This is a genomic window from Ruegeria sp. YTSC199 (assembly GCF_059609725.1).
In genome coordinates this window covers 1-25654 of the sequence record NZ_JBXWMF010000014.1, presented here as the reverse complement: position 1 = coordinate 25654, position 25654 = coordinate 1, and the positions used below count along the sequence as shown (strand labels likewise).

The 25654-nt window shown below is 60.9% G+C and carries 19 protein-coding genes; 11 read left to right on the top strand and 8 right to left on the bottom strand.

The window, feature by feature from the left end; translation table 11 throughout:
* Positions 1-40: 40 nt before the first annotated feature.
* The 5 genes from serB to hutI form a co-directional block, all read right to left on the bottom strand.
* Positions 41-919 carry a phosphoserine phosphatase SerB gene (serB, locus tag AC2FEE_RS14290; protein ID WP_496865998.1) on the bottom strand — a complete coding sequence of 293 codons (879 nt, stop codon included), beginning with the start codon at positions 917-919 and terminating at the stop codon, positions 41-43.
* 69 nt (positions 920-988) lie between these two features.
* Complete coding sequence (hutU, locus tag AC2FEE_RS14285) at positions 989-2671, bottom strand: urocanate hydratase (RefSeq protein WP_496865997.1); 1683 nt, start codon at positions 2669-2671, stop codon at positions 989-991.
* Positions 2668-3465 carry an N-formylglutamate deformylase gene (gene hutG / locus AC2FEE_RS14280; protein ID WP_496865996.1) on the bottom strand — a complete coding sequence of 266 codons (798 nt, stop codon included), beginning with the start codon at positions 3463-3465 and terminating at the stop codon, positions 2668-2670. Before hutG ends, hutU begins: the two co-directional genes overlap by 4 nt.
* Positions 3465-4994, bottom strand: a complete 1530-nt coding sequence (gene hutH / locus AC2FEE_RS14275) for a histidine ammonia-lyase (protein ID WP_496865995.1) — start codon at positions 4992-4994, stop codon at positions 3465-3467. The genes hutG and hutH overlap by 1 nt, the downstream gene beginning before the upstream one ends.
* Positions 4991-6199 (bottom strand): imidazolonepropionase, encoded by a 1209-nt coding sequence (hutI, locus tag AC2FEE_RS14270; RefSeq protein WP_496865994.1) that lies wholly within the window; start codon positions 6197-6199, stop codon positions 4991-4993. The genes hutH and hutI overlap by 4 nt, the downstream gene beginning before the upstream one ends.
* Before the next feature lie 81 nt (positions 6200-6280).
* On the opposite strand from hutI, the gene AC2FEE_RS14265 reads away from it, so the two are divergent.
* The 3 genes from AC2FEE_RS14265 (at position 6281) to AC2FEE_RS14255 (ending at position 9947) form a co-directional block, all read left to right on the top strand.
* Positions 6281-7633: a formimidoylglutamate deiminase gene (locus AC2FEE_RS14265; protein ID WP_496865993.1), complete on the top strand. Its 1353-nt coding sequence runs from the start codon at positions 6281-6283 to the stop codon at positions 7631-7633.
* A gap of 9 nt (positions 7634-7642) precedes the next feature.
* On the top strand, positions 7643-8347 hold the full coding sequence (hutC, locus tag AC2FEE_RS14260; RefSeq protein ID WP_496865992.1) for a histidine utilization transcriptional repressor HutC: 705 nt from the start codon (positions 7643-7645) through the stop codon (positions 8345-8347).
* An 82-nt stretch (positions 8348-8429) separates the two neighbouring features.
* Entirely contained in the window at positions 8430-9947 is a 1518-nt protein-coding gene (locus AC2FEE_RS14255; RefSeq protein ID WP_496865991.1) for a malonate--CoA ligase, read from the top strand.
* On the opposite strand, the gene AC2FEE_RS14250 is transcribed toward AC2FEE_RS14255, so the two are convergent.
* The 3 genes from AC2FEE_RS14250 to AC2FEE_RS14240 all read right to left on the bottom strand — a co-directional run bounded on the left by AC2FEE_RS14250 (position 9934) and on the right by AC2FEE_RS14240 (position 13598).
* Positions 9934-10671 (bottom strand): metallophosphoesterase family protein, encoded by a 738-nt coding sequence (locus tag AC2FEE_RS14250; protein ID WP_496865990.1) that lies wholly within the window; start codon positions 10669-10671, stop codon positions 9934-9936. The two genes, AC2FEE_RS14255 and AC2FEE_RS14250, sit on opposite strands and share 14 nt — an antisense overlap.
* 117 nt (positions 10672-10788) lie before the next feature.
* Positions 10789-12384, bottom strand: a complete 1596-nt coding sequence (serA, locus tag AC2FEE_RS14245; protein ID WP_496865989.1) for a phosphoglycerate dehydrogenase — start codon at positions 12382-12384, stop codon at positions 10789-10791.
* 59 nt (positions 12385-12443) lie between these two features.
* Positions 12444-13598, bottom strand: a complete 1155-nt coding sequence (locus tag AC2FEE_RS14240) for a phosphoserine transaminase (protein WP_496865988.1) — start codon at positions 13596-13598, stop codon at positions 12444-12446.
* Positions 13599-13883: 285 nt separating this feature from the next.
* Between AC2FEE_RS14240 and AC2FEE_RS14235 the strand changes: the two genes are divergently transcribed.
* From AC2FEE_RS14235 to AC2FEE_RS14200, 8 genes are all read left to right on the top strand, one after another.
* Complete coding sequence (locus AC2FEE_RS14235; protein WP_496865987.1) at positions 13884-14468, top strand: ANTAR domain-containing response regulator; 585 nt, start codon at positions 13884-13886, stop codon at positions 14466-14468.
* On the top strand, positions 14465-15637 hold the full coding sequence (locus AC2FEE_RS14230; protein ID WP_496865986.1) for an ABC transporter substrate-binding protein: 1173 nt from the start codon (positions 14465-14467) through the stop codon (positions 15635-15637). Before AC2FEE_RS14235 ends, AC2FEE_RS14230 begins: the two co-directional genes overlap by 4 nt.
* A 273-nt stretch (positions 15638-15910) precedes the next feature.
* Positions 15911-17278 carry a CmpA/NrtA family ABC transporter substrate-binding protein gene (locus AC2FEE_RS14225; RefSeq protein ID WP_496865985.1) on the top strand — a complete coding sequence of 456 codons (1368 nt, stop codon included), beginning with the start codon at positions 15911-15913 and terminating at the stop codon, positions 17276-17278.
* Between the two features lie 91 nt (positions 17279-17369).
* Positions 17370-18455 (top strand): ABC transporter permease, encoded by a 1086-nt coding sequence (locus AC2FEE_RS14220; protein WP_496865984.1) that lies wholly within the window; start codon positions 17370-17372, stop codon positions 18453-18455.
* Positions 18456-18460: 5 nt separating this feature from the next.
* The gene (locus tag AC2FEE_RS14215; protein WP_496865983.1) at positions 18461-20146 is read left to right on the top strand and encodes an ABC transporter ATP-binding protein; all 1686 of its coding nucleotides are present in this window, start codon (positions 18461-18463) and stop codon (positions 20144-20146) included.
* 5 nt (positions 20147-20151) lie between these two features.
* A complete protein-coding gene (gene nirB / locus AC2FEE_RS14210; RefSeq protein WP_496865982.1) occupies positions 20152-22584 on the top strand; it encodes a nitrite reductase large subunit NirB in 2433 nt (810 codons plus the stop codon).
* The gene (gene nirD / locus AC2FEE_RS14205; RefSeq protein WP_496865981.1) at positions 22581-22913 is read left to right on the top strand and encodes a nitrite reductase small subunit NirD; all 333 of its coding nucleotides are present in this window, start codon (positions 22581-22583) and stop codon (positions 22911-22913) included. The genes nirB and nirD overlap by 4 nt, the downstream gene beginning before the upstream one ends.
* Positions 22910-25540 carry a molybdopterin-dependent oxidoreductase gene (locus AC2FEE_RS14200; protein WP_496865980.1) on the top strand — a complete coding sequence of 877 codons (2631 nt, stop codon included), beginning with the start codon at positions 22910-22912 and terminating at the stop codon, positions 25538-25540. The genes nirD and AC2FEE_RS14200 overlap by 4 nt, the downstream gene beginning before the upstream one ends.
* Positions 25541-25654 lie beyond the last annotated feature (114 nt).

The window sequence follows — 25654 nt, the reverse complement described above, 5'->3', positions numbered from 1 at the left end:
TGTTTAACATTTATGTTAAATAAATGGAAGACCCTTGCGGTTAAACGTTCGCAAAGGCCGCTCGGGAATAACCCTGTAGGAACAGCAACGCCGTCAGATCCCCGTAATTGACCCGGATGCCGCATTGCTGCGCAACCGAGGGCTTGGCATGCAGCGCCACCCCGGTTCCGGCCCGACCCAACATGCCCAGATCGTTGGCACCGTCGCCGACGGCCAGCACATCGGCCTCGGACAGGCCCAGCCGTTTGGTGATCTGTTCCAACGCATCCACCTTGGCCTGCTTGCCCAGAATCGGGCGCTGGACATCGCCTGTCAGTTTGCCGTTCTCGGCCAGCAGCGTGTTGGCTCGGTTTTCGTCAAAACCCAGCTGCTCGGCCACTTTTGCGGTGAAAGCCGTAAACCCGCCCGAGACCAAAGCCGCATAGCCGCCGTTCATACGCATGGTAGCGACCAGCTCCGCCCCGCCCGGCATCAGCGTGATGCGTTCCTTCAGCACCCTGTCGATCACCGCCTCGTCCAAGCCCTTCAACAGGCCGACCCGCTCAATCAGCGCGCCCTCGAAATCAAGCTCGCCATTCATGGCCCGTGCGGTGATCTCTTTGACCCGGTCACCAACGCCGGCCTCATCGGCCAGCTCGTCTATACATTCCTGCCGGATCATGGTGCTGTCCATATCGGCCAGCAGCATCAACTTGCGGCGCTTGCCAAAGGGCTGCACGATCAGGTCGACCTCCAACAACTGCAGCTCGGCCCAGACCGCCTCTTGATTGTTGGTCTGTTCGGGAAACCTGAATTCGGCCGCCTCGTTCTCGCTCAGCCAGACCGGATCCGAACCGCCCCAGGCATTGCAGAGCGTCTCGACCAGAGCCTCGTCAAGCTTTGGCGTATTCGGGTTGGTCAACAGAGTGGCTACGTACATGATTGGTCTCCTGCAGGCACTTCTGCGCATATCGCACAGACGACCAATTCACCAGAGACCTTGTTACGCCTAGCCCAGTATGCCGGGAAGGCGCAGACCATGTTCGCGGGCACAGTCCTTGGCAATGTCGTACCCTGCATCCGCATGACGCCACACGCCCGAAGCCGGGTCGTTCCACAGGACCCGCTCCAGCCGTCTGGCGGCGTCCTCAGTGCCGTCGGCGCAGATTACCACGCCCGCGTGTTGGCTGAATCCCATCCCGACACCGCCGCCGTGGTGCAGAGACACCCAGGTCGCGCCGCTGGCCGTGTTGATCAGCGCGTTCAGCAAGGGCCAATCCGATACCGCGTCCGAGCCGTCCAGCATCGCCTCGGTCTCGCGGTTGGGGCTGGCGACCGAGCCACTGTCCAGATGGTCTCGGCCAATGACAACCGGTGCTTTCAGCTCCCCCTTGGCCACCATCTCATTGAAGGCTAACCCGGCGCGGTGACGGTCGCCCAGACCGATCCAGCAGATACGTGCCGGCAGGCCCTGAAACGCGATCCGTTCCTGCGCCATGTCGAGCCAACGGTGCAGATGTTCGTTCTCGGGAAACAACTCCTTCATCTTGGCGTCGGTCTTGTAGATATCCTCGGGGTCACCCGATAGCGCACACCAGCGGAACGGGCCGATCCCTTTGCAGAACAGTGGGCGGATATAGGCAGGGACAAAGCCGGGGAAAGCAAAGGCATTCTCAAGCCCTTCATCCTGCGCCACTTGGCGGATGTTGTTGCCGTAATCCAGTGTTGGAACGCCCGCATTCCAGAAATCAACCATCGCAGCCACGTGCTGTTTCATTGAGGCTCGCGCGGCTTTTTCTACTGATTTAGGATCTGTTTCGCGTTTTTCGCGCCATTGACCCATGGTCCAACCCAGAGGCAGATAACCGTTGATCGGATCATGGGCACTTGTCTGGTCGGTGACGATATCCGGGCGCATCCCGCCTTCCGCCATACGGCGGTAGATCTCGGGGAATACTTCGGCGGCATTTCCCAGCAGGCCTACCGACTTCGCCTCGCCCGCCTTGGTCCAACGGTCAATCATGGCCAACGCGTCGTCCAGCGTTTCCGCCCTTTCATCAAGGTACTTGGTGCGCAGGCGGAAATCGATGCTGTCCGGGTTACATTCAACCGCCAGACAGCAAGCCCCGGCAAACACGGCCGCCAGCGGCTGCGCGCCACCCATGCCGCCCAGACCCCCGGTCAGGATCCACTTGCCGGTCAGGTCACCGCCATAATGCTGGCGCCCGGCCTCGGCAAAGGTCTCATAAGTGCCCTGAACGATGCCCTGCGTGCCGATGTAAATCCACGAGCCAGCGGTCATCTGGCCGTACATCATCAGGCCCTTCTTATCGAGTTCGTTGAAGTGATCCCAGGTCGCCCAATGCGGCACGAGATTCGAATTGGCGATCAGCACCCGCGGTGCGTCCTTATGCGTGCGGATGATCGCCACGGGTTTGCCGGACTGGACGATCAGGGTCTCGTCATCCTCCAAGTCCTTCAAACCTGCAACAATAGTGTCGAAATCCTGCCACGTCCGCGCCGCGCGGCCGATACCGCCATAAACCACCAGCTCATGCGGGTTTTCAGCCACGTCCGGGTGCAGGTTGTTCATCAGCATCCGCAGTGGGGCCTCGGTCACCCAGCTTTTGGCATTCAGTTCAGGGCCGGTGGGTGGAAAGACATCGCGGGTGTTCTTGCGAGGGTCGGTCATGGCGTAAGCTCCAATGCAGTGTCTTGGATGGCATCCAGAATATCGCGCAGCCAGCGGCGCAGGCGGTCGGATTTGGCGGCGTCAAAGCTCCACGGCGCCGCCTCGGTGATCAGATAGGTGGATTGCGCCAACTCCATCTGAATGGCGTGTATCCCATCGGAAGGGCGACCATAGTGGCGCGTGGACCACCCGCCGCGGAACCGGCGGTTCAGAACAGTGCTATAAGGGGAGGAATCTGCGAATTCGTAAGTAATAGACTCGATTTTGAGCGCACAGGTTGCGCCGCCATCCGTTCCGATATTCAGGTCCGGCAACGTGCCTTCGAACAGATACGGAATATTGCTCCGGATCGAGTGGCAATCGAACAGGACCGCCACGCCATGACGGTCGCGGACACGCTGCAGTTCCGCGGCAAGCGCCGCGTGGTATGGCGCGTGATAGGTCTGCCGCCGCTGCTCAATCTCGTCGGCTGAGGGTTCCTGACCGTCCCGCCAGATCGGGTGCCCATCGAAATCGGTCAAAGGCACCAACGTTGTTGTGTTCTGACCGGGGTAGAGCGAAACACCTTCGGGGTCGCGATTGGCGTCGATGACATAGCGATGGATATGGGATTGCACCACGGTCGCGTTACCCAAAAGCCCTTCATAGAGCCTGTTAATGTGCCAATCCGTGTCTGCCAGCGCATGCCCTGTGTCATTGAGACAAGCCGCAATACCATCCGGCACGAATGTCCCGCCATGGGGTTGGCCCAGAACAATCGGGCTGTCGCCGCGCTGTACGCTGACCACCTGCATTACGCGAGCCCCGGCATTGGTGTGTCCACGGCATGAAGGATCGCGCCCTCGGCCACCAGTTGTTTTGCGGCCTCCAATTCGGGTGCCATATAGCGGTCTTCGGTCAGCGCAGGGATATCGGCTCGCAGCCGGGCGATCACCTGCTGCAGGGGATCACTGGTGTTCAGCGGCACGCGGAATTCGACCCCTTGCGCAGCGCAAAGCAGTTCGACACCCAGAATGTAGGACAGATTCTCGACCATCCGTGTCAGGCGCCGGGCGCCATGGGCGGCCATCGAGACGTGATCCTCCTGATTGGCCGAGGTTGGGGTACTGTCAGTCACACAGGGGTTAGCGAGATGCTTGTTCTCGCTCATCAACGCAGCTGTGGTGACCTCAGCGATCATCAGACCGGAATTCAGCCCCGGATCGGGGGTCAGGAAGGGTGGCAGGTCAAAGCTGAGCGTCGGGTCCACCATCAGCGCGACGCGTCGCTGGGCGATGGCTCCGATTTCGGATACGGCAAGCGCGATCATGTCAGCGGCGAAGCCCACAGGCTCGGCATGGAAGTTGCCGCCCGACACGATCCCATCCTCCAGAACCAGCGGGTTGTCGGTGGCGGCGTTGGCCTCGATCTCAAGCGTCGCGGCGGCCTGCCGCATCACATCCATGGCCGCACCGGTCACCTGCGGTTGGCAGCGGATGCAATATGGGTCCTGCACACGGGTGTCGCCTTCCCGGTGACTTTCCCGGATTTCCGACCCCTCCAACACAGCACGCATGGCACCGGCGGCCTCGGTCTGGCCGCGATGGCCACGCAGAGTGTGAATTTCCGGTCTCAGAGGCGCAGTGGACCCCATGATCGCATCGGTCGACAGGGCCGAAATGACCAGCGCGTTTTGCGCTGCGCGCCAGGCATCGAACAGGCCTGCCAGCGCGAAGGCGGTCGAAAACTGCGTACCGTTGATAAAGGCCAGGCCTTCTTTCGGGCCCAACTGAATAGGCTCTAATCCGGCGATTTCCAGCGCCTGAGCACCCGGCAGGATGACGCCGTTCACCTCGGCCTCGCCTTCTCCGATGATCACGGCAGTCATGTGGGCCAGCGGTGCCAAATCCCCCGACGCGCCCACGGACCCTTGCGCCGGGATCACCGGCGTAACGCCCCGGGCCAACATCTGTTGCAAGAGTTCGATCAACTCCCACCGCACGCCCGAGGCGCCGCGACCAAAGGACAACAGCTTGAGCGTCATCATTAGCCTTGCCACCCGGCGGGGCACAGTAGGACCGACACCGCAACAGTGACTGAGGATCAGGTTACGCTGCAGGGTGGAAGTATCCTGTGGCGCAATCTTGTGGCTGGCCAATTTGCCAAAACCGGTATTGACGCCATAGACCGGCGCATCACCCTGAGCCGCGGCCTGAATGCGCCGCGCCGCCGCCTCGACAGCGGGTCTGCACTCTGGTTCCAGCACTGCTGCGTTCTGATCCCAATAGACCTGGGCCAATTGTGCCAACGAGACTTGTCCGGGTTGCAAAGACAGGAGAGTCATACCAGCCCTCCAAATATCCGCTTGTGCAAAGGGTTGAAGCCAATGCGATAAGACAGCTCGGCCGGATGCGCGACGTCCCAAACCGCCAGATCCGCCCTTTGGCCCTTTGCGATAGTGCCTGCATCGCTAATCCCCAACGCACGCGCAGCATTGCGCGTAACGCCCGCCAAAGCTTCCTCGGGGGTCAGACGGAACAAGGTGCAGCCCATGTTCATCGTCAACAGCAGCGATGTCAGTGGCGAGGAGCCCGGGTTGCAATCCGTCGCCAAAGCCATCGGTACCTTGTGCTGCTGCAGCAGATCAATCGGAGGAACCTGCGTTTCGCGTAGGGTGTAGAACGCGCCCGGCAACAGCACAGCTACGGTACCCGCCCGGGCCATGGCCGTCACGCCCTCGGTGTCCAGATACTCTATGTGATCCGCCGACAAAGCTCCGTAAGAGGCCGCAAGCCGGGCGCCGCCCAGATTGGACAATTGTTCAGCATGCAGCTTTAACGGCAGACCCAGTTCTAGCGCCACATCGAAAACCTGCGCGATCTGGTCGGGGGTGAAGGCGATCCCTTCGCAGAACCCGTCAACCGCGTCCACCAGCCCCTCGGCATGGGCCGCGCGCAGGGTTGGGATGCAGACCTGTTGGATGTATTCCTCAGCCCGATCGGTGTATTCGGGGGGCACCGCATGGGCACCCAAAAAACTGGTTCTGATCCGCACCGGGCGGGTTTCACCGATCCGACGAGCCACGCGCAGCATCTTTAGTTCCGTATCCGCGTCCAGCCCATAGCCAGACTTGACCTCGATGGTGCAGACACCCTCGGCCAGCAACGCATCCACGCGGGTCAAAGCATCAGTGAGCAGTTCCTCTTCGCTTGCCGACCGCGTGGCGTTGACGGTGGACAGGATGCCGCCGCCCGCGCGCGCGATTTCCTCATACGACGCGCCGTTCAGGCGCATCTCGAACTCGGTCGCGCGGTTGCCTCCAAACACCACATGGGTATGCGCATCGATCAGGGCCGGCGTGATCAGGCGCGCGCCAAAATTTTCAACCGGCCAGCCGGTGTATTCGGCTGGCAAGGCCGGTCGCTCTCCTGCCCAAAGGATATCTGCACCATCAATGACGATAGCCGCATCTCGGCAGAGTCCATAGGGTGTGTCGCCTCCTGACATCGTGGCCATCGCGGTGCTGGTTAGGACCGATTTTCTGGTCATGGCGATTCTTTTCGGCTCCCCTCTTGTTTGATTTTTTCGTATATGTGTAAAAGTATAAAGTCTACACAAAATGGATATGGAATGCTGATCCACGCCAAAACATCCCTTTTAGGCTCTGAATGGATTCACGATGTGCGGATCGAGATCGACCAAGGGCGCATCCGGCGCATACAGACGCAGGCCACTGCACTGGACGGGGACGTGCGGGTAGATCTCCTGTTGCCTGCCTTGGGAAACCTGCACAGCCATGCCTTTCAGCGGGCTATGGCGGGAATGACTGAAACCCGCGCCGCCGGGCGCGAGAGTTTCTGGACCTGGCGCAACCTGATGTACCGCTTTCTGGACCGCCTTACGCCGGACCAGATCGAATCCATCGCTGCGCTGGTATTCATGGAGATGCAGGAAGCCGGATATGCCTCAGTCGGTGAGTTCCACTATGTCCATCACCAGCCCGGCGGCACACCGTATGACCAGTTGACGGAACTCAGCCAGCGCATCTTTGCCGCCGCGCAGCAAACCGGGATAGGCCTGACCCATCTGCCTGTGCTCTACACCTATGGCGGCGTCAAACAAGAGGCCCTCTCGGGCGGGCAGCTGCGCTTTGGCAATGATGTGGACCGGTTTCTGAGATTGGTCGATGAGTGTCGCACAACGTTGCCAAATACAGACTCTAAGCTGGGGATTGCTCCGCATTCACTGCGCGCGACCTCTCCGTCGAACCTGACCGAGGTGCTCAGGGCCACACCCGATGGGCCCGTGCATATCCACATCGCCGAACAGGTGCAGGAGGTCACCGATGTGCAGGCCGAGTTGGGCCAGCGCCCCGTGGCCTGGTTGCTGGACAATGCACCGGTCGACGCGCGGTGGTGCCTGATCCATGCGACCCACATGACCGATGCCGAAACCGTCGCCTTGGCCCGGTCTGGGGCCGTTGCCGGCCTGTGCCCGATTACCGAGGCCAATCTGGGTGACGGTATCTTCAACGGCGCAAAATACGCCACTGAAGGCGGGCGTTTCGGTGTCGGATCAGACTCTAATATACGCATCTCCCTGCCCGAAGAACTGCGAACACTGGAGTATTCTCAGCGTTTGCGCGACCAACAGCGTGTTGTTCTGGTCAACGAAGGCTCGGTCGGTCATGCGCTTTACACCAACGCGGCGTTGGGTGGCGCGCAGGCCCTTGACCGCGACGCGGGTGAGATTACCCAGGGTAAGCTGGCCGATTTAGTTGCTGTCGACCGGAGCCACCCGACCCTTTGCGCACTCAGCGATAATCAAATGCTGGACGGGCTGTGCTTCGCCGCACCCGATGGGCTTGTCACCGATCTGTGGTCCGCCGGGCGGCACATGGTGAAACAGGGCCGCCACGTCGCGCGCGATCAGATCATCGACGCTTACCGATCCGCAATTGCGGACCTGTTGGCCTCGGTCTAAAGCTGCGCCATGCCTCAGCCAAACGACACCACCAGTTACAAAGACATCAAGCAAACCGTGCTGGCGCGCATCCGGTCAGGCATATGGCAGCCGGACTCGCTGTTGCCCAATGAACAGGAACTGGCTGTCGAGTTCTCCTGCACCCGCACCACGGTCAACCGCGCCCTTCGGGAACTGGCGGATGAAGGGTATCTGGAGCGTCGCCGCAAAGCCGGAACCCGTGTCCTGAGCGCACCTCAGCGGCAGGCGCGGTTCACCATCCCCATGGTCCGGGATGAGGTCGAGGCACTGGGCGGCACCTATCGCTATGCGCTGGTTTCATCCGAGTCAGAGACTGCACCCGAGTGGCTAAGCGCCCGTCTGGCCCTGCCTCCAGAACAAAGCGTGGTGCATGTGCGTTGCATGCATTTCAATGGCAACACACCGTTTCAGTACGAGGATCGCTGGATTGTCACCGCTTCGGTCCCGCAGGTGAGACAAGCGGATTTCTCGCAGATCGGTCCGAATGAATGGCTGATCCAGACTGTGCCCTTCACCAATGTCGAGCTGAGCTTTCTGTCCAGCCGCGCCGACGCCACCGTCGCTGGGTTTCTGGACGTGCCCGAAGGCGAACCGGTCTTCACCGGCGAGCGGATCACGTGGTTGCAGGGGGAACCGGTCACCTTTGCCAAGATGTTCTTTGCCGCCGGGTACCGGATGACCACGGAATTCTGATCACCAGCCAGGTTTTTACTTTACCCCCTACCCAATCCGAGACAGATTCGGCTGAATTGAGCAGGTGCAAAGGAAGGACAATATGGGCAACCCGCTTTATGATCGGCTGTTTGGCATTCACGCGGGCAAGGACACCCCGTTCCTGCACCTGCCCGATGGTCAGACCCTGACCCATGCTGCCTTTCTGGACATGGTCGCGCAGATCGCCAATGCCCTCACCGGGTATGAACTGGAACCCGGCGAACGGGTGGCCGTGCAGGTTGAGAAATCGCCAGAAGCACTGGCGCTTTATGCCGCCTGCGCGCAGACAGGGCTGATCTTTCTGCCACTGAATACCGGCTACACCACAGCCGAGCTGCAGTATTTCATCGAAAACAGCGGTGCCAGGCTGGTTGTATGCGACGATGCAAAAGCCGAAGGTCTCGCCCCCATCGCGGCGGCTCAAAATGCAAGGTTGGAGACGCTGAACGCCGACGGTTCGGGCAGTCTGATGCGGCGGTCGCTGGGCATGTTGCCCGCGTTCGAACCCGTTCGCCGCACCGAGGACGATCTGGCCGCGTTCCTCTACACCTCGGGTACCACCGGGCGATCCAAGGGCGCGATGCTGACACAGGCCAACCTGCTGTCGAACGCCGAGACGCTGGTGCAGGAATGGCAGTTCACGCGGGGCGATGTGTTGTTACACGCCTTGCCGATATTTCACACTCATGGGCTGTTTGTGGCGACCAATGTGGTGCTGGCCTCGGGCGGGTCAATGATCTTTCTACCGAAATTCGACCTCGAGGACATGCTGCGCCTGATGCCGCGGGCCACCTCGATGATGGGCGTGCCGACCTTTTACACTCGCCTGCTGGACGACGACCGGTTTACTGGCGATCTGGCGCGGCATATGCGGCTGTTCATCTCGGGCTCTGCCCCGTTGATGGCGGAAACCCATGAGCGGTTTCAGGACCGCACCGGTCACCGCATCTTGGAACGCTATGGCATGACCGAAACCAACATGAGCACGTCGAACCCTTATGATGGCGAGCGTCGCGCGGGAACGGTTGGCTTTCCCCTGCCGGATGTCGACCTGAAGGTGACCGATCCCGACACCGGCGAGGTGCTGCCGCAGGGGCAGATTGGCATGATCGAGGTACGCGGCCCCAACGTCTTCCAAGGCTATTGGCAGATGCCCGAGAAAACTGCCGCCGAACTACGCGAGGACGGGTTCTTTATCACCGGCGATCTGGGGCGCGTGGACGAGGATGGCTATGTCCATATCGTTGGCCGCGGAAAGGACCTGATTATTTCGGGCGGTTACAACATCTATCCCAAAGAGGTCGAACTGGTATTGGATGACCAGCCCGGCGTGTTGGAAAGCGCAGTGATCGGTGTGCCGCACCCGGATTTTGGTGAAACCCCGGTGGGTATTCTGGTGCCAGAGCCGGGACAGACCCCGGACTCCGACGCCATTTTGGCCAATGTGCAGGATGCTTTGGCCCGGTTCAAGCATCCCCGCAAGCTGATCGTGCTGGATGAACTGCCGCGCAACACCATGGGCAAAGTGCAGAAAAACGTCCTGCGTGAGGATTACAAGGACCTGTTCACCAAAGGTTAGGGGTCAGCGGCATCCGCCCGGTCGCGGTCAGCAGCCAGCAATCCCGGCCTTCAAACACCGCCGTGGCCAGAGGTCGGCCATAGCCTGCGCCCGCGTCCAGATTGACCCGAATGCCGCAATGTTCGGCCCGGTCCACCGGCGTGTGTCCATGCACCACTAGCCATGGATGCGGGCCGGGATCGCGCAGGAACTCGTGACGTATCCAGACCAAATCGTCTTCGGCCTGTTGCTCCAAGGGGATACCGGGGCGGATGCCGGCGTGGACGAACAGCAGCTCACCTTCCTGATGATACAGGGGCAGCGCATTGATAAAGTCGATATGCGCGGGCGGCACGGCGGCACAGGCGTGTTCATTGACCTGAAAGATGCGGTCGTCATCCGCGACCTCAATGCCATAAGAAGCAAGTGTTTCCCGCCCGCCCAGACGCGGGTGAAGCCAACTGAGCGTGATCGGCAGTCGATTGTCTGCGATCTCGCAATCTTGCACGAACCGGGCCATCATTCGGTCATGGTTGCCCTTGAGTATCACCCAGTTCCGACCAGCGCGTTGCCCGTCGATCAGCAGGTCCAGAACGCCGCGACTATCGGGGCCGCGATCAACATAGTCTCCAAGGAACACTACGCGCGCATCCGGTCCGCCTTCCTGTTCAATCAGATGCAGCGCATTTTCCAGCATCTCAAGCTGGCCGTGAATATCGCCAACGGCGTAGATAGGGGAGGTCATGAATAACCCTCGGGCAAAGCGAATACCCTGCTTGTGGCGTGTTTCAGGCCGCCGGAAAAGAAAAAACCCGCGCCTTGAGTGGCGCGGGTACGGAGTGTCTCAGAGATTCAACACCGCTTAGGCGACGTCGAATTCCAGCGGTTTGATCTGGGTGAACAGCCCGGTTTCCGCCAGCTTGGCCCGCGCCTCGGCCGGAACCGGTTCATCCACATAAAGCAGTGCGATCGCCTCACCGCCCGCCTCGGACCGGCCGAGGGTAAAGTTGGCAATGTTCACGTTGTTCTCGCCCATGGTCTGACCCAGCGCACCAATGATGCCCGGCACGTCTTCATTGGTGGTGTAGAGCATATGCGCGCCCACTTCGGCGTCGATATTGATGCCTTTAATCTGGATGAAACGTGGCTTGCCGTCGCTGAACACGGTGCCACCGATGGAACGCTCACGCTTTTCGGTCACGACGGTCACTTTGATATAACCTTCGAAGGCACCGGACTTGTCCTGATTGGTGGTCGAGATCTTGATCCCGCGCTCTTTGGCCACAACGGGGGCCGAGACCATGTTCACCTCGGGGTTGAACTTTTTCATAATCCCCGCGACCACGGCACAGTTCAGCGCGGCCAAGTTCATTTCAGCAGCGACACCATCATATAGAATGTTGATCGCCTTGATCGGTTCGTCGGTCATCTGACCGATGAAGCTGCCCAGATGACCGGCCAGTTTGATCCACGGGCCCATGACCTTGGCCTCTTCTGCCGTAACGCTGGGCATGTTCAGCGCGTTTTCCACCGCCCCGGTCAACAGGTAGTTCGAGATCTGCTCCGCCACCTGAAGTGCCACGTTCTCCTGCGCTTCGGTCGTCGCCGCGCCCAGATGCGGCGTGCAAACCACGTTGGGCAGGTTGAACAGGGCGTTTTCCTTGGCCGGCTCCTCGCTGAACACGTCAAAGGCGGCACCTGCGACGCGACCGGATTGCAGCATTTCGGCCAACGCGACCTCATCGACCAGACCGCCACGGGCGCAGTTGATGATGCGCACACCCGGTTTGGTTTTCTCCAGATTCTCACGGCTGAGGATGTTGCGGGTCTGGTCCGTCAGCGGGACGTGCAGGGTGATGAAGTCGGCGCGCGACAGCAGCTCGTCCAGTTCAACCTTTTCGACGCCCATTTGCGCGGCTTTCTCTTCGCCCAGATAGGGATCATAAGCGACGACCTTCATCTTCAAACCCAACGCACGCTCGCATACGATCCCGCCAATGTTGCCTGCACCAATGACACCAAGGGTCTTATTGGTCAGCTCAATGCCCATGAACTTGGACTTTTCCCATTTGCCCGCATGGGTCGAAGTGCTGGCCTCGGGGATTTGCCGGGCCACGGCGAACATCATCGCAATCGCATGTTCGGCGGTGGTGATCATGTTGCCGAAAGGCGTGTTCATCACGATCACACCTTTTTTCGAGGCCGCGTCCTTGTCGACATTATCTGTGCCAATCCCGGCACGGCCGATGACCTTCAGGTTGTCGGCTTTTTCCAGCAGGGTCGGCGTGACCTTGGTGGCCGAGCGGATGGCAAGGCCGTCATACTGGCCGATCACCTCGGCCAGCTTGTCCTTGTCCTTGCCCAAATCGGGCAAGAAATCCACATCGATGCCGCGATCACGGAAGATCTGCACGGCGGTTTCGCTGAGCTTGTCAGATACGAGTACTTTGGGGGCCATAGTCTCTGGTCCTTGAATTGTATGGGAGGTCCGGGCCTGATGTGGCCCGGTGAAAAAGATCAGGCGGCTTCGGATTGCGCCGCGATTTCGGCTTCGAAGGCCCATGCCAGCCAAGGCAGCATCGCCTCGATATCCGAAGTTTCAACCGTGCCACCGCACCAGATGCGCAGGCCCGCAGGCGCGTCGCGATAGGCCCCGATATCCAGCGCGATGTTCTCGGCCTCCAGCCGCTTGGCCACGGCTTTGGCGAATGTCGCGCCGTCCTGAATGCGCGGATCGGTGAATTTCAGGCAGACCGAGGTGTTGGATTGCGTCGCCGCATCCTCGGCCAGATTAGTGATCCAGCCATTCTGGTCGCAGAACGCATGCACCGCGCCGGCATTGGCATCAGCACGGGCGATCAGCCCCTGCAAACCGCCAACCGAGCGCGCCCAATCCAGCGCGAACAGGTAGTCTTCGACCGCCAGCATCGAGGGCGTGTTGATCGTCGCACCGGTGAAAATACCGTCGATCAGCTTGCCACCCTTGGTCAGGCGGAAAATCTTTGGCAGCGGCCATGCGGGCGTGTAGCTTTCCAGCCGTTCCACTGCCCGGGGCGACAGGATCAGCATCCCATGGGCCGCTTCACCGCCCAGCACTTTCTGCCAGCTGAACGTGGTCACATCCAACTTGTCCCACGGCAGATCCATCGCAAAGGCTGCACTGGTCGCGTCACAGATCGTCAGACCCTGACGGTCATCGGCGATCCAGTTGCCATTCGGAACCCGCACACCCGAGGTTGTCCCGTTCCAGGTAAACACCACGTCATTGGCGAAATCGACCGAGGCCAGATCCACGATCTGCCCGTAATCGGCGGTTTTCACTTCGGCGTCGATCTTCAACTGCTTGACCACGTCGGTCACCCAACCCGAGCCAAAGCTTTCCCAGGCCAGCATCTCGACCTTGCGTTCGCCCAATAGCGACCACAGGGCCATCTCGACCGCGCCGGTGTCCGAGGCGGGAACGATGCCGATCTTGTAGTCTGCCGGAATGCCCAGCACTTCGCACGTGCCTTCGATGGCTGCCTTCAGCTTGTCCTTGCCAACAGCGGCCCGGTGCGACCGGCCCAGCGCGGCATCGGCCAGTTTGGTCAGATCAAATGTAGGGGGTTTGGCACAGGGGCCCGAAGAAAAACGCGGATTCACCGGCCGCGTTGCCGGTTGTTCGATAGTCATGTGTATTACCCTTCCAGATACACGCCCCTCGTTGGGGAGGGGTGTCCCGCCACAACTCCTAGAAAGCCCGCCACAGCACGGCAAGCAGAAAAGACGCTTGAAAGTCAGAAAACGACATCGGTTTTCGCCGCACTTGCGGTCGCAAGTTTCCGATAGGCGAAAGACGTATGGCCGGTTACCGTCATTTCCGGACAGTTTGACTGTTTTTTAGGCATAGCCCCCGGAACCTGAACAGAATCACGCCCAATCCCTTGTGAACAAGCAACTGGCCAGTGAAAAGAAGCCATGCCAGACACCCTGACCATAGTTGTCGTTGAAGAAGACCGCGAACGCGCGATTGCCATTGTCGATGCTCTCAAGGCGTCCGGGTCTTATGATGTGCATGTGATCGGCAATGTCTCTAGCCTGGCGCGCAAGATTGCGGCACTGGTCCCCGATGTGGTGCTGATCGATATCGACAATCCAACCCGCGACATGCTTGAAGAACTGACGCTGGCGTCTGGCCCGCTGGAACGCCCGGTGGCGATGTTCGTGTCGGGCGCGGCGGGGGATCTGGCCTCGACGGCGATTGAGGCCGGGTTGTCGGCCTATGTGGTCGACGGAATGCAGCCCGACCGGCTGAAACCGGTGCTGGATGCCGCCATCGCCCGCTTCCAGATCGTTCGCCAAATGCGTCGCGAACTGGCCGAGACCAAACGCGCGCTGGAGGAACGCAAGGTGATCGATCGCGCCAAGGGCCTGTTGATGAAGGCGCGCGGGATCGAGGAAGAAGAGGCTTACGCCCTGTTGCGCAAGGCTGCCATGAATCAGGGTCGCCGCGTCGCCGACGTGGCCGAGGCGCTGGTCACTGCATCAGGGTTGTTGTCATGAATACGGTCACCCTGCCTGTCGCCTATGTACCCTTGGTCGATGCCGCGCCGCTGATTGTGACGCATGAGATGGGCCTGGCCCGCGCCGAAGGGATTGATCTGGAGCTGATCGCCGCGCCCTCGTGGTCGTCGGTACGTGATATGCTGGCTTTTGGCCGGGTCGATGCGGCGCACTTACTGTCACCCGTACCCGTGGCGATGGCACTGGGGCTGGGCGGAGTGACGCAACCCTTGTCCGCGGTCTCGGTCCTGTCAGTGAACGGAGACGTCATCGGCGTCAGCCGTGCTTTGGAAACCCGCCTACGCGAGACAGGCTATGATTTCGACTTCCAAGATCCGTTCAAGGCCGCCTCTGCGCTGGCCTCGGTCGCGGATCGGCCTTTGGTCTTTGGCGTTCCCTTCCCTTTTTCGCTACATGTGGAACTGTTGCATTGCTGGCTTGAGGCCACGGATCTTTCAGACGTTAGGGTCGAAGTGCGCACCATCCCGCCGCCCTTGATGGCGCAGGCGCTGGCCGAAGGGGATGTGGATGCGTTTTGTGTGGGTGAGCCCTGGGGCTCGGTCGCGGTGGAGTCGCAGGCGGGCGCATTACTGTTGCCCGGCCAGGCGATCTGGGCCTTTGCGCCGGAAAAGGTGCTGGCAGTGCGCACCGAGTGGGCAGAGACCGAACCGCACCTTTTAGGCAAACTGATGCGGGCCGTCTGGCGGGCCGGGCGCTGGTTGGGCCAGCCGGGCAGCCAAACCGCCGCCGCCGAGATCCTGGCGCGCGATGCCTATCTGAACCTGCCCTCGGAACTGATCGACCGCGCGCTTTCTGGGCGGTTCACCATCTCGGGGCAGGCGGAGCAGCGCGAGGTTCCCGGTTTCCTTGAATTCCATGACGGGGCTGCGAACTTCCCGTGGCGCAGCCAGGCTAAGTGGATCGCTCAGCGTCTGGCCGCACGGTACGGTCTGGACCCGCATCTGGCGCGGGCGCGGGCGGGCAGCGTGTTCCGTAGCGATATCTACCGCAATCAGTTGGCCGATATCGGGGCCGACCTGCCCGGCGCGTCGGAAAAGCTCGAAGGCGCGATTCGGGAAACCACTCCTGTTGCCTCGCATAACGGGCAATTGTCACTGAAGCGGGACGCGTTTCTGGACGGGCGCATTTTTGATCCGCAGGACTTCTGACGCCTAAAAAACAGGCACCGCCCGGCGGAGAACTGAGCAATCGCAGAAAATCATGCCGCAACGCAGCAAAACCACTTGAACCGTGGCCTGGTTTTTCCGAATCTGACCGCAACGGCACGCAATGGCGTGTGTCGATAGAATTCTTCCCAAAGTTTGGGATCGACTGAGCAAAGCCGCTCACACTCTGACCACGTCCTCCCGGTCAGAGTGTGCAGCGGCTTTTTTGTTTTTCACGCCCGGCATCCCCGGGACCAAGAAAAGGGACAGACCCACATGAAAAGACTGATTGCAGGCCTTGTCGCCACCACCGCCCTGATCAGCCCGGCCGTGGCCGAGACGCTGGAACTGGAAAAAGACGAACTGACCTTCGGCTTTATCAAACTGACCGACATGGCCCCTTTGGCCGTGGCTTATGAGAATGGTTACTTCCTGGACGAGGGCCTGTTTGTAACGCTCGAGGCTCAGGCCAACTGGAAAGTGCTGCTGGACGGCGTGATCGACGGGCAACTGGACGGTGCGCATATGCTGGCCGGTCAGCCGCTGGCCGCGACCATTGGCTATGGCACCAAGGCGCATATCGTCACCCCCTTCTCAATGGACCTGAACGGCAACGGCATCACCGTGTCGAACGAAATCTGGGAAGAAATGAAGCCAAACATCCCGGTGATGGAGGACGGCCGACCACAGCACCCGATTTCCGCTGAGGCGCTCGCCCCGGTGGTCGAGAAGTACAAATCCGAAGGCAAGCCGTTCAACATGGGCATGGTCTTCCCGGTTTCGACCCATAACTACGAATTGCGTTACTGGCTGGCCGCCGGAGGTCTGAACCCTGGCTATTACAGCCCCGAAGATGTGACCGGTCAGATCGGTGCGGATGTATTCCTGTCGGTCACCCCTCCGCCGCAAATGCCCGCGACACTCGAGGCTGGCACCATCTATGGCTACTGCGTTGGTGAACCGTGGAACCAGCAGGCCGTATTCAAAGGCATCGGCGTGCCGGTGATCACCGATTATGAGCTGTGGAAGAACAACCCCGAGAAAGTCTTCGGCATCACCGCCGAATTCGCCGAGGAATACCCCAACACCGCCCGCGCCGTCACCAAGGCCCTGATCCGCGCCGCGATCTGGCTGGATGAGAATGACAACGCGAACCGCTCCGCCGCAGTCGAGATGCTGAGCCAGCCTGAATATGTGGGTGCCGATTACGACGTGATCGCGAACTCGATGACCGGGACCTTCGAATATGAAAAGGGCGACAAGCGCGACGTGCCCGATTTCAACGTGTTTTTCCGCTATAACGCGACCTACCCGTTCTATTCCGACGCCATCTGGTACCTGACCCAGATGCGCCGCTGGGGCCAGATCGCCGAGCCGCAGACCGACGCCTGGTATGACGAGGTCGCCAAGTCGGTCTATCGCCCCGATATCTATCTGGATGCCGCCCGCATGCTGGTGGACGAAGGTCTGGCGAATGAGGCCGACTTCCCCTGGGACAGCGACGGCTACAAAGCCCCCACCCCGGCCGAGGATATCATCGACGGCATCCCCTATGACGCCCGTCAGCCCAACGCCTACCTGCAAAGCCTGCCGATCGGTTTGAAAGGCGAGCAGGTCGTCATCGGCTCCGAAGTCCAGGGCTAAGTCCACTCCCCGGCCCTCATGGCCGGAGATTTCCCACCCGATTCAAAATTCCACCCCGCCCGGGCCACGACCCGGGCCAGGAGACCGCAAGATGACCGCCATCGACCACGAAACACTCTCTGACGAGGCTGAACGCGAGGCGCGCCGCGCGCGCCTGTTCACCCGGATCAATTCCGCCGACAAATGGTTCCAGGTTCTAGGCCTGTCTTGGATCACCCCCGTCCTACGCGCCGCCGCAGGCGACAACCCCCGCGCCCAGGCAGGTGAAATCTGGCGCCTGCTGGCCGTACCGCTGCTGGCGATCTGCGCCTTTCTGCTGCTGTGGGGCACGCTGGCCCCTCAGGTGCAGACCTCGTTGGGGGCGGTCCCCGGACCGGCTCAGGTCTGGGCCGAGGCGGTTAGCTTGCATCAGGACGCGCAGGCCAAGGCTGCCAAGAAGGCCAAGTTCGAGGCGATGGTCGAAAAGCGGAACCAGAAGTTCATCGACGCGGGCCAGCCTGAGAAGGTCAAAGAGGTCGCCTATACCGGTGCGCCGAGTTACTACAACCAGATCTGGACCTCGATCAAAACCGTGTTCTTCGGCTTTCTGATCGCCACCATCGTGGCCGTGCCGCTGGGCATCGCTGCGGGTCTGTCGCCCACCGCAAACGCGGCGCTGAACCCTCTGATCCAGATTTTCAAACCGGTCTCGCCGCTGGCATGGTTGCCGATTGTGACCATGATTGTCTCGGCCGTTTATGTCACCAACGATGGCTGGTTCGCAAAATCCTTCCTGATCTCGGCCATCACCGTGACGCTGTGTTCGCTGTGGCCGACGCTGATCAACACCTCGCTGGGTGTGGCGTCGATCGACAAGGATCTGGTGAACGTCTCGAAGGTTCTGAAAATGAAAACCTACACCAAGATCACCAAGCTGGTGCTGCCCTCGGCCCTGCCGCTGATCTTCACCGGTCTGCGCCTTTCCTTGGGTGTTGGCTGGATGGTTCTGATCGCGGCCGAGATGCTGGCGCAGAACCCCGGTCTGGGCAAGTTTGTCTGGGATGAGTTCCAGAACGGCTCTTCCAGCTCTCTGGCCAAGATCATGGTGGCCGTGTTCACCATCGGCATTATCGGCTTCCTGCTGGATCGCGTGATGTATGCGCTGCAGTCCCTGTTCACCTTCTCGAACAACCGGTGACCAATATGGCTGTGATCGACTTCAAAAATGTCAGCAAGTCCTTCGGCACCGGTACCGCTGCGACGGATGTGCTGAAAGACATCAATCTCTCGGTTCAGGAAGGTGAGTTCGTGGTTCTGCTGGGCTTTTCCGGCACCGGCAAGACCACGCTGATCAACCTGATGGCGGGGATCGAATTCCCCACCAAGGGCAGTGTCACCTTCCGTGACAAGGTAATCACCGGCCCCGCGCCGGAACGGGGGGTGATCTTTCAGAATTACTCGCTAATGCCGTGGCTGACGGTGACGGGCAACGTGCGGCTGGCCGTGGATGCGGTTTTCCCAAAGATGCCAAAGGCCGAGAAAGAGGAAAAGGTTGCGCATTTCATCCGCATGGTCGGTCTGAGCCACGCCGCCACGCGTCGCCCGGCCGAACTGTCGGGCGGGATGCGTCAGCGGGTGAACGTGGCCCGTGCTTTGGCGATGGACCCCGAGGTTCTGCTGCTGGACGAGCCGCTCTCGGCGCTGGACGCGCTGACCCGTGGCAATCTGGCGGAAGAGATCGAAAAGATCTGGGAAGAGAACCGAAAGACCTGTGTCCTGATCACCAATGACGTGGACGAGGCGATCCTGCTGGCCGACCGCATCATCCCGCTGAACCCCGACGGCACCCTGGGGACCGAGTTCAAGGTCTCTATCCCCCGCCCCCGCGACCGCTCGGCCATGAACCATGACGAGACGTTCAAAGCCTTGCGTGGCGAGGTCACAAAATACCTGATGGATGTGGGCATCGAGGCCAAGGTCGAAGGTACCAAGACTCTGCCCGACGTGACCCCGATCCACGGTGTGCCTGCTGCGGTGAAAGAGGCGCAGACAGGCCTGATCGACGAGCGCTATCTGGATTTCAGCCAGCTGCATAAGGTCTACCCCACGCCCAAAGGCCCGCTGACCGTGGTCGAGGATTTCAATCTCAAGCTCAATCGGGGTGAGTTCATCTCGTTGATCGGCCACTCGGGCTGTGGCAAGTCAACAGTACTGACCATGGCCGCCGGTCTGAACGAAATCTCGAAAGGCGCAATCAAGCTGGATGGCCGCCATGTCGAAGGCGCAGACCCCGAACGCGCCGTCGTGTTCCAGTCGCCCTCGCTGTTCCCATGGCTGACGGCCAAAGAGAACGTCTCGGTCGGCGTAGACCGCGTCTATCCGCGCGCCAGCCAGGCCGAGCGGCAGGACGTGGTGGAATACTATCTGGAGCGGGTCGGTCTGGCCGATGCGATGGACAAATCTGCCGCTGATCTTTCGAACGGGATGCGTCAACGGGTCGGCATCGCCCGCGCCTTTGCGCTCAGCCCGAAACTGCTGTTACTGGATGAACCCTTTGGGATGCTCGACAGCCTCACACGTTGGGAGCTGCAGGAAGTTCTGATGGAGGTCTGGTCCCGCACCAAGGTCACCACCATCTGCGTCACCCATGACGTGGACGAGGCGATCCTGCTGGCCGACCGCGTGGTGATGATGACCAACGGCCCACAAGCCACGATCGGCAAGATCACCAATGTCGATCTGCCGCGCCCGCGTACCCGCAAGGCGCTGCTGTCCCATCCCGACTACTACAAATACCGGCAAGAGGTGTTGGATTTCCTCGAGGAATACGAGCACGGGGCAAAACCCAAGCCCAAGACCCCTTCCCCCAAAGCCATTGCCGCGGAGTGAATGACATGAAACAGAAACTTGTAGTCGTCGGAGCCGGCATGGCCACGGGCCGGGTGCTTGAACACCTGACCGACGCCGCCCCCGATACATTCGACATCACCCTGTTCAACGCCGAGCCGCGCGGGAACTACAACCGCATCATGCTCAGCCCGGTTCTGGCCGGTGATCAGACCTATGAAGAGATCGTCACCCATGACGACGCCTGGTATGCCGAGCGGGGCATCACCTGCCGGTTCGGCGAGAAAGTGGTCAAAATCGACCGCGAGCTGAAAGTCGTCGAGGGCGAAAACGGTCATGTGCCTTATGACAAGCTGGTCTTTGGCACCGGCTCGAACCCGTTCATGATCCCGATGCCGGGGCATGATCTGGACGGTGTGATCGCGTATCGCGATCTGGAAGACACGCAGCAGATGATGGGCATGGGCGCGGGTAACAAGGTCGTCGTGATCGGTGGCGGATTGCTGGGGCTTGAGGCCGCCGCAGGCATGGCCGCGCGCGGAGCCGACGTGACCGTGGTGCATATCATGGGTCACCTGATGGAGCGTCAGTTGGACGCCGCTGCGGGTTACCTGCTGAAAAAATCGCTGGAGGAAAAAGGCATCACCGTTCTGCTGAATGCCAAATCGACCGAGATCGCAGGCGAGAACGGAAAGGCCTGCGCGCTTCTACTGGACGATGGAACCGAATTGCCCTGCGACCTGCTGGTGATGGCTGTAGGTATCCGCCCCAACACCGCGCTGGCGCAAGAGACAGGTTTGGCCGTCGGGCGTGGCATCCATGTGGACGATCAGATGATGACCTCGGACGAGGACATTTTTGCCGTTGGTGAATGCGTCGAACACCAGGGCGAGGTTTTCGGGCTCGTCGCGCCGCTCTACGATCAAGCCAAGGCGCTGGCGCAGACCCTTTTGGGTGAAGAGGCCGCGTTCAAACAACGGTCCCTGTCTACCAAACTAAAAGTCACCGGTTGCGATCTGTTCAGCGCAGGGGACTTTGCCGAGGGCGAGACACGTGAAGACATCGTCTTCCGCGACCCGGCGCGGGGTGTCTACAAGCGCCTGGTGCTGGAGGGCGACAAGCTGGTCGGCGCGGTCATGTATGGAGACACAGCCGACAGCAACTGGTTCTTCGGCCTGATCCGCGATGGCCAGGATATCTCGGAAATGCGCGAGACGCTGGTATTCGGCCCGGCCTATCAGGGGGGCGGTTCCGCGGACCCTCTCTCAGCCGTTGCAGCATTGCCGCCTGAGGCGGAAATCTGTGGCTGCAACGGCGTTTGCAAATCCGATATCACCGCAGCCATCGCAAGCGGCGCCACCGACTTGGGCGCGATCCGCGCAACCACCAAGGCCAGCGCCTCGTGTGGGACCTGCACCGGTCTGGTCGAGCAGTTGTTGCAGGTCACGCTGGGCGACGACTTCGAGATTCCCACCGCGCAGCCCGTATGCGGGTGTTGCGACCTGACCCACGAAGACGTCCGCCGCCTCATCAAATCGAAAGAGCTGAAAAGTCAGGAAGCCGTCTGGCAGGAGCTGGGCTGGAAGACGCGCAACGGCTGCCATGTCTGCCGCCCGGCAGTGAACTTCTATCTGCTGGCCGACTGGCCGGTAGAGTATCAGGACGACCCGCAAAGCCGCTTCGTCAACGAACGCAAACACGCCAACATCCAAAAGGACGGCACTTTCAGTGTCGTGCCGCGGATGTGGGGCGGCATTACCAACCCCGAGGAATTGCGCGCGATTGCCGATGCGGCCGAAAAATACGACGTGCCTACGGTCAAGGTCACCGGCGGTCAGCGCATCGACCTGCTGGGCGTCAAAGGCTGCGACCTGCCTTATATCTGGTCCGATCTGAACAAGGCCGGGTTGGTCTCGGGCCATGCTTACTCCAAAGGTCTGCGCACGGTGAAAACCTGTGTCGGCACCGATCACTGCCGGTTCGGCACGCAGGACAGCACCGGGCTGGGCGTGAAACTTGAGAAAATTCTTTGGGGTTCCTGGACGCCGCACAAGCTGAAGCTGGCGGTATCGGGTTGTCCGCGCAACTGCGCCGAGGCGACCTGCAAGGACATCGGCGTGGTCTGCGTCGATAGCGGCTATCAGATCAGTATCGGCGGCGCGGCGGGTATGGACGTGAAAGAAACCGAGCTGCTGGTGCAGGTCCCCACCGAAGAAGAGGCGATTGAGGTCGTCATGGCCATCACCCAAGCCTATCGCGAGGGCGGCAAGTATTTGGACCGTTTATATAAATGGATGGCGAAGGTTGGCCTCGACTGGATCAAGGAAACCGTAGTGGACAATCTGGACAACCGCCGCGCGCTGGTCGAGCGCTTCGAACTCAGCCAGTCCATCTATCGCAAAGACCCATGGGCCGAGCAGGCCAAAGAGGTCCCGCGCTTTGCGCCCCTGGCCGATCTGACACTGGAGGCCGCAGAATGAGCTGGATCGACATCGGACATATCGACGACATTCCCCTACGCGGCGCGCGGGTGGTAAAAACCCCGGTCGGCTGTATCGCCCTGTTTCGCACGGCAGAGGATGAGGTTTTCGCCGCTTCGGACCGTTGCCCGCACAAGGGCGGGCCGCTGTCGGAAGGGATCGTACACGGCCAGTCCGTCACCTGCCCTCTGCACAATTGGGTGTTCGACCTGAACTCAGGCCAGGCTCAGGGCGCGGACGAAGGTCAGATCGCCACCTATCCGGTACAGCTTGACGGTGATCGTATCCTGCTGGACAGCACCTCACTGGGGCAAAGGAGCGCCGCGTGAAGGACCTGAACGCTTGTGCCAAACGCTCCACCTGCCCCTATTGCGGCGTAGGCTGCGGTGTTCTGCTGCAGCCGGATAGTGCCGGAGGTGTGACGGTCACCGGTGACCCGGATCACCCGGCCAATCACGGGCGCCTCTGTTCCAAAGGCTCGGCACTGGCCGAAACCATCGGTTTGTCGCATCGTCTGCTGGCCCCGCGTGTTTCGGGTGTTGAGACCGAATGGGACGACGCGCTGCAATTGGTTGCCGACCGGTTCCGAGAAGCCATCGCGGAACACGGGCCGGATTCGGTGGCCTTCTACGTTTCGGGCCAGTTGCTGACCGAGGATTACTATGTCGCCAACAAGCTGATGAAAGGCTTCATCGGGTCGGCCAATATCGACACCAATTCGCGGCTCTGCATGGCCTCGACCGTCGCAGGGCATAAACGCGCCTTTGGTACGGATACCGTCCCCGGAACATATGAGGATCTGGACGAAGCGGATCTGGTGGTTCTGGTTGGCTCGAACCTGGCCTGGTGCCACCCGGTTCTGTACCAGCGCCTGATGGCCGCAAGGCAGGCACGTGGCACCAAGGTCGTGGTGATCGACCCGCGCCGAACGGCATCGTGCGACAGCGCCGATCTGCACCTGCCGCTGGCTCCGGGTAGCGATGTGGCGCTGTTCAATCATCTGCTGACTCAGATTAACGCACGCGGCCCGGTGGATAGGGATTTCCTGACGCAAACGAATGGCTTCACCGAAGCGTTGATTTGCGCGCAGGCTGATGATGTATCCGTCACCGGGCTGAACCCGGATGATATCGCCCAGTTTTGCAAGATGTGGATAGGAACCGAGAAGGTCGTAACCATCTTCAGCCAGGGCGTGAACCAATCGACCTCGGGCAGCGACAAGGTCAACGCGATCCTCAACTGTCATCTGGCCACAGGCCGGATCGGCAAACCCGGCTGCGGGCCGCTGTCCGTAACCGGCCAGCCCAACGCCATGGGCGGGCGTGAGGTCGGCGGGCTGGCCAATACGCTCGCCTGTCATCTGGATATCGAAAACGCAAATCACCGTGCTGCCGTGCGTGATTTCTGGTCAGCTCCGACAATGCCCGAAGCGCCCGGCCTGAAAGCGGTCGACATGTTCCGCGCCGTCGGCGACGGGCGGATCAAGGCGCTGTGGGTCATTCACACCAATCCAGTGGTCTCAATGCCCGAGGCCGATGCGGTGCGCGACGCCATCGCCACCTGCCCGTTCACCGTGGTCTCGGACATCACCGACCGCACCGATACGGCGCGGCTGGCCGATGTGCTACTGCCGGCCTCGGCCTGGGCCGAGAAAGACGGCACCGTTACCAATTCAGACCGCACCATCAGCCGCCAGCGTGCGGTTCTGCCCGCACCCGGACAGGCCCGCGCCGACTGGGATATCCTGCGCGAGGTCGGACAGCGGATGGGATGGAGCACCGCATTCGACTTTCAAAGCCCGGGCGAGGTTTTCCGCGAACACGCGGCGCTGTCCGGTGAGGCGGCACGGTTTGGCAAGGATTTCGACATCTCGGGTCTCGCCGATCTGAACGCCACAGACTACGACGCGCTGGAGCCGACGCGCTGGCCCGTGACCGCCTCGCGACAAGGCGGGCGGTTCTTTGCGGATGGGCAGTTCTTTCACGCCGATGGCAAAGCCCGGCTATTGCCTGTCAAATGGCGCGCCCCTGCGGCGCAGACCAGCCCACGCTATCCGTTCTGGTTGAACACCGGGCGGCTGCGCGACCAGTGGCACACAATGACCCGCAGCGGACTGTCGCCCCGCCTGTCGGCGCACCTGCCCGAGCCATTTCTGGACATTCACCCGGACGACGCCCGTGCCAACAAGATTTCCGCCGCCGATCTGGTCGAAGTGACCAGTCCGCATGGAAATGCCGTCCTGCGCGCGCGGATTAACAGCGACGTCTCCCAGGGTCAGGTCTTTGCCCCGATCCACTGGACTGGAGAAACCGCACCCTCGGCTCGCATCGACGCGGTGGTGGCGGCGGCAACCGACCCGATCTCGGGACAGCCCGAAAGCAAGGCGTCGGTCGTAAATGTCACCCGTTTCAACGCTGCATGGTACGGGTTCGCGGTATCCGACCGTGAAATGATACCCAGCTGTGACTACTGGGCTCAAAGTCCGACCAAATTTGGCTATCGCGCGGAACTGGCCGGGCTTAAGCCCGTCGATGACTGGCACGCCGTGGCCAGTGAGCTTTTCGGGATACCCGATGCCGAAGTCACCGCAGTCGAGGATCAGGCCCGAGGTGTGGCCCGTCTGGCCTGCCACCGGAATGGACGGTTGGTTGCCGCGCTATTTGCCTCTCCGGAACCGGTTGCGGTGATGCGCGATTATCTGGCGACGCTGCCACAGGCACCCAATCTGGGCCTGCTGTCCGGCCGCGCGCCGGCGGACATGCCGGACCCGGGGCCAATTTTGTGTTCCTGCTTTGATGTTGGCGTGAACACGATCCTGACGAAGATCGAGACTCAAAACCTGACCTCGGTCGAAGCCATTGGCGAGGCGCTGCAAGCTGGCACAAATTGCGGATCATGCCGCCCGGAACTGGCCACACTTCTGGCCTCGGCCGAACAGAAAGAGGCCGCCCAATAGAAAACCCCCGCCAAGGCGGGGGTTTTGTCTGTTTTGAACTGATTTTTTATTCTGCGGCGTCTTGGTATGCGTCCATTGGGGGGCATGTGCAGACGAGGTTTCGGTCTCCGTATG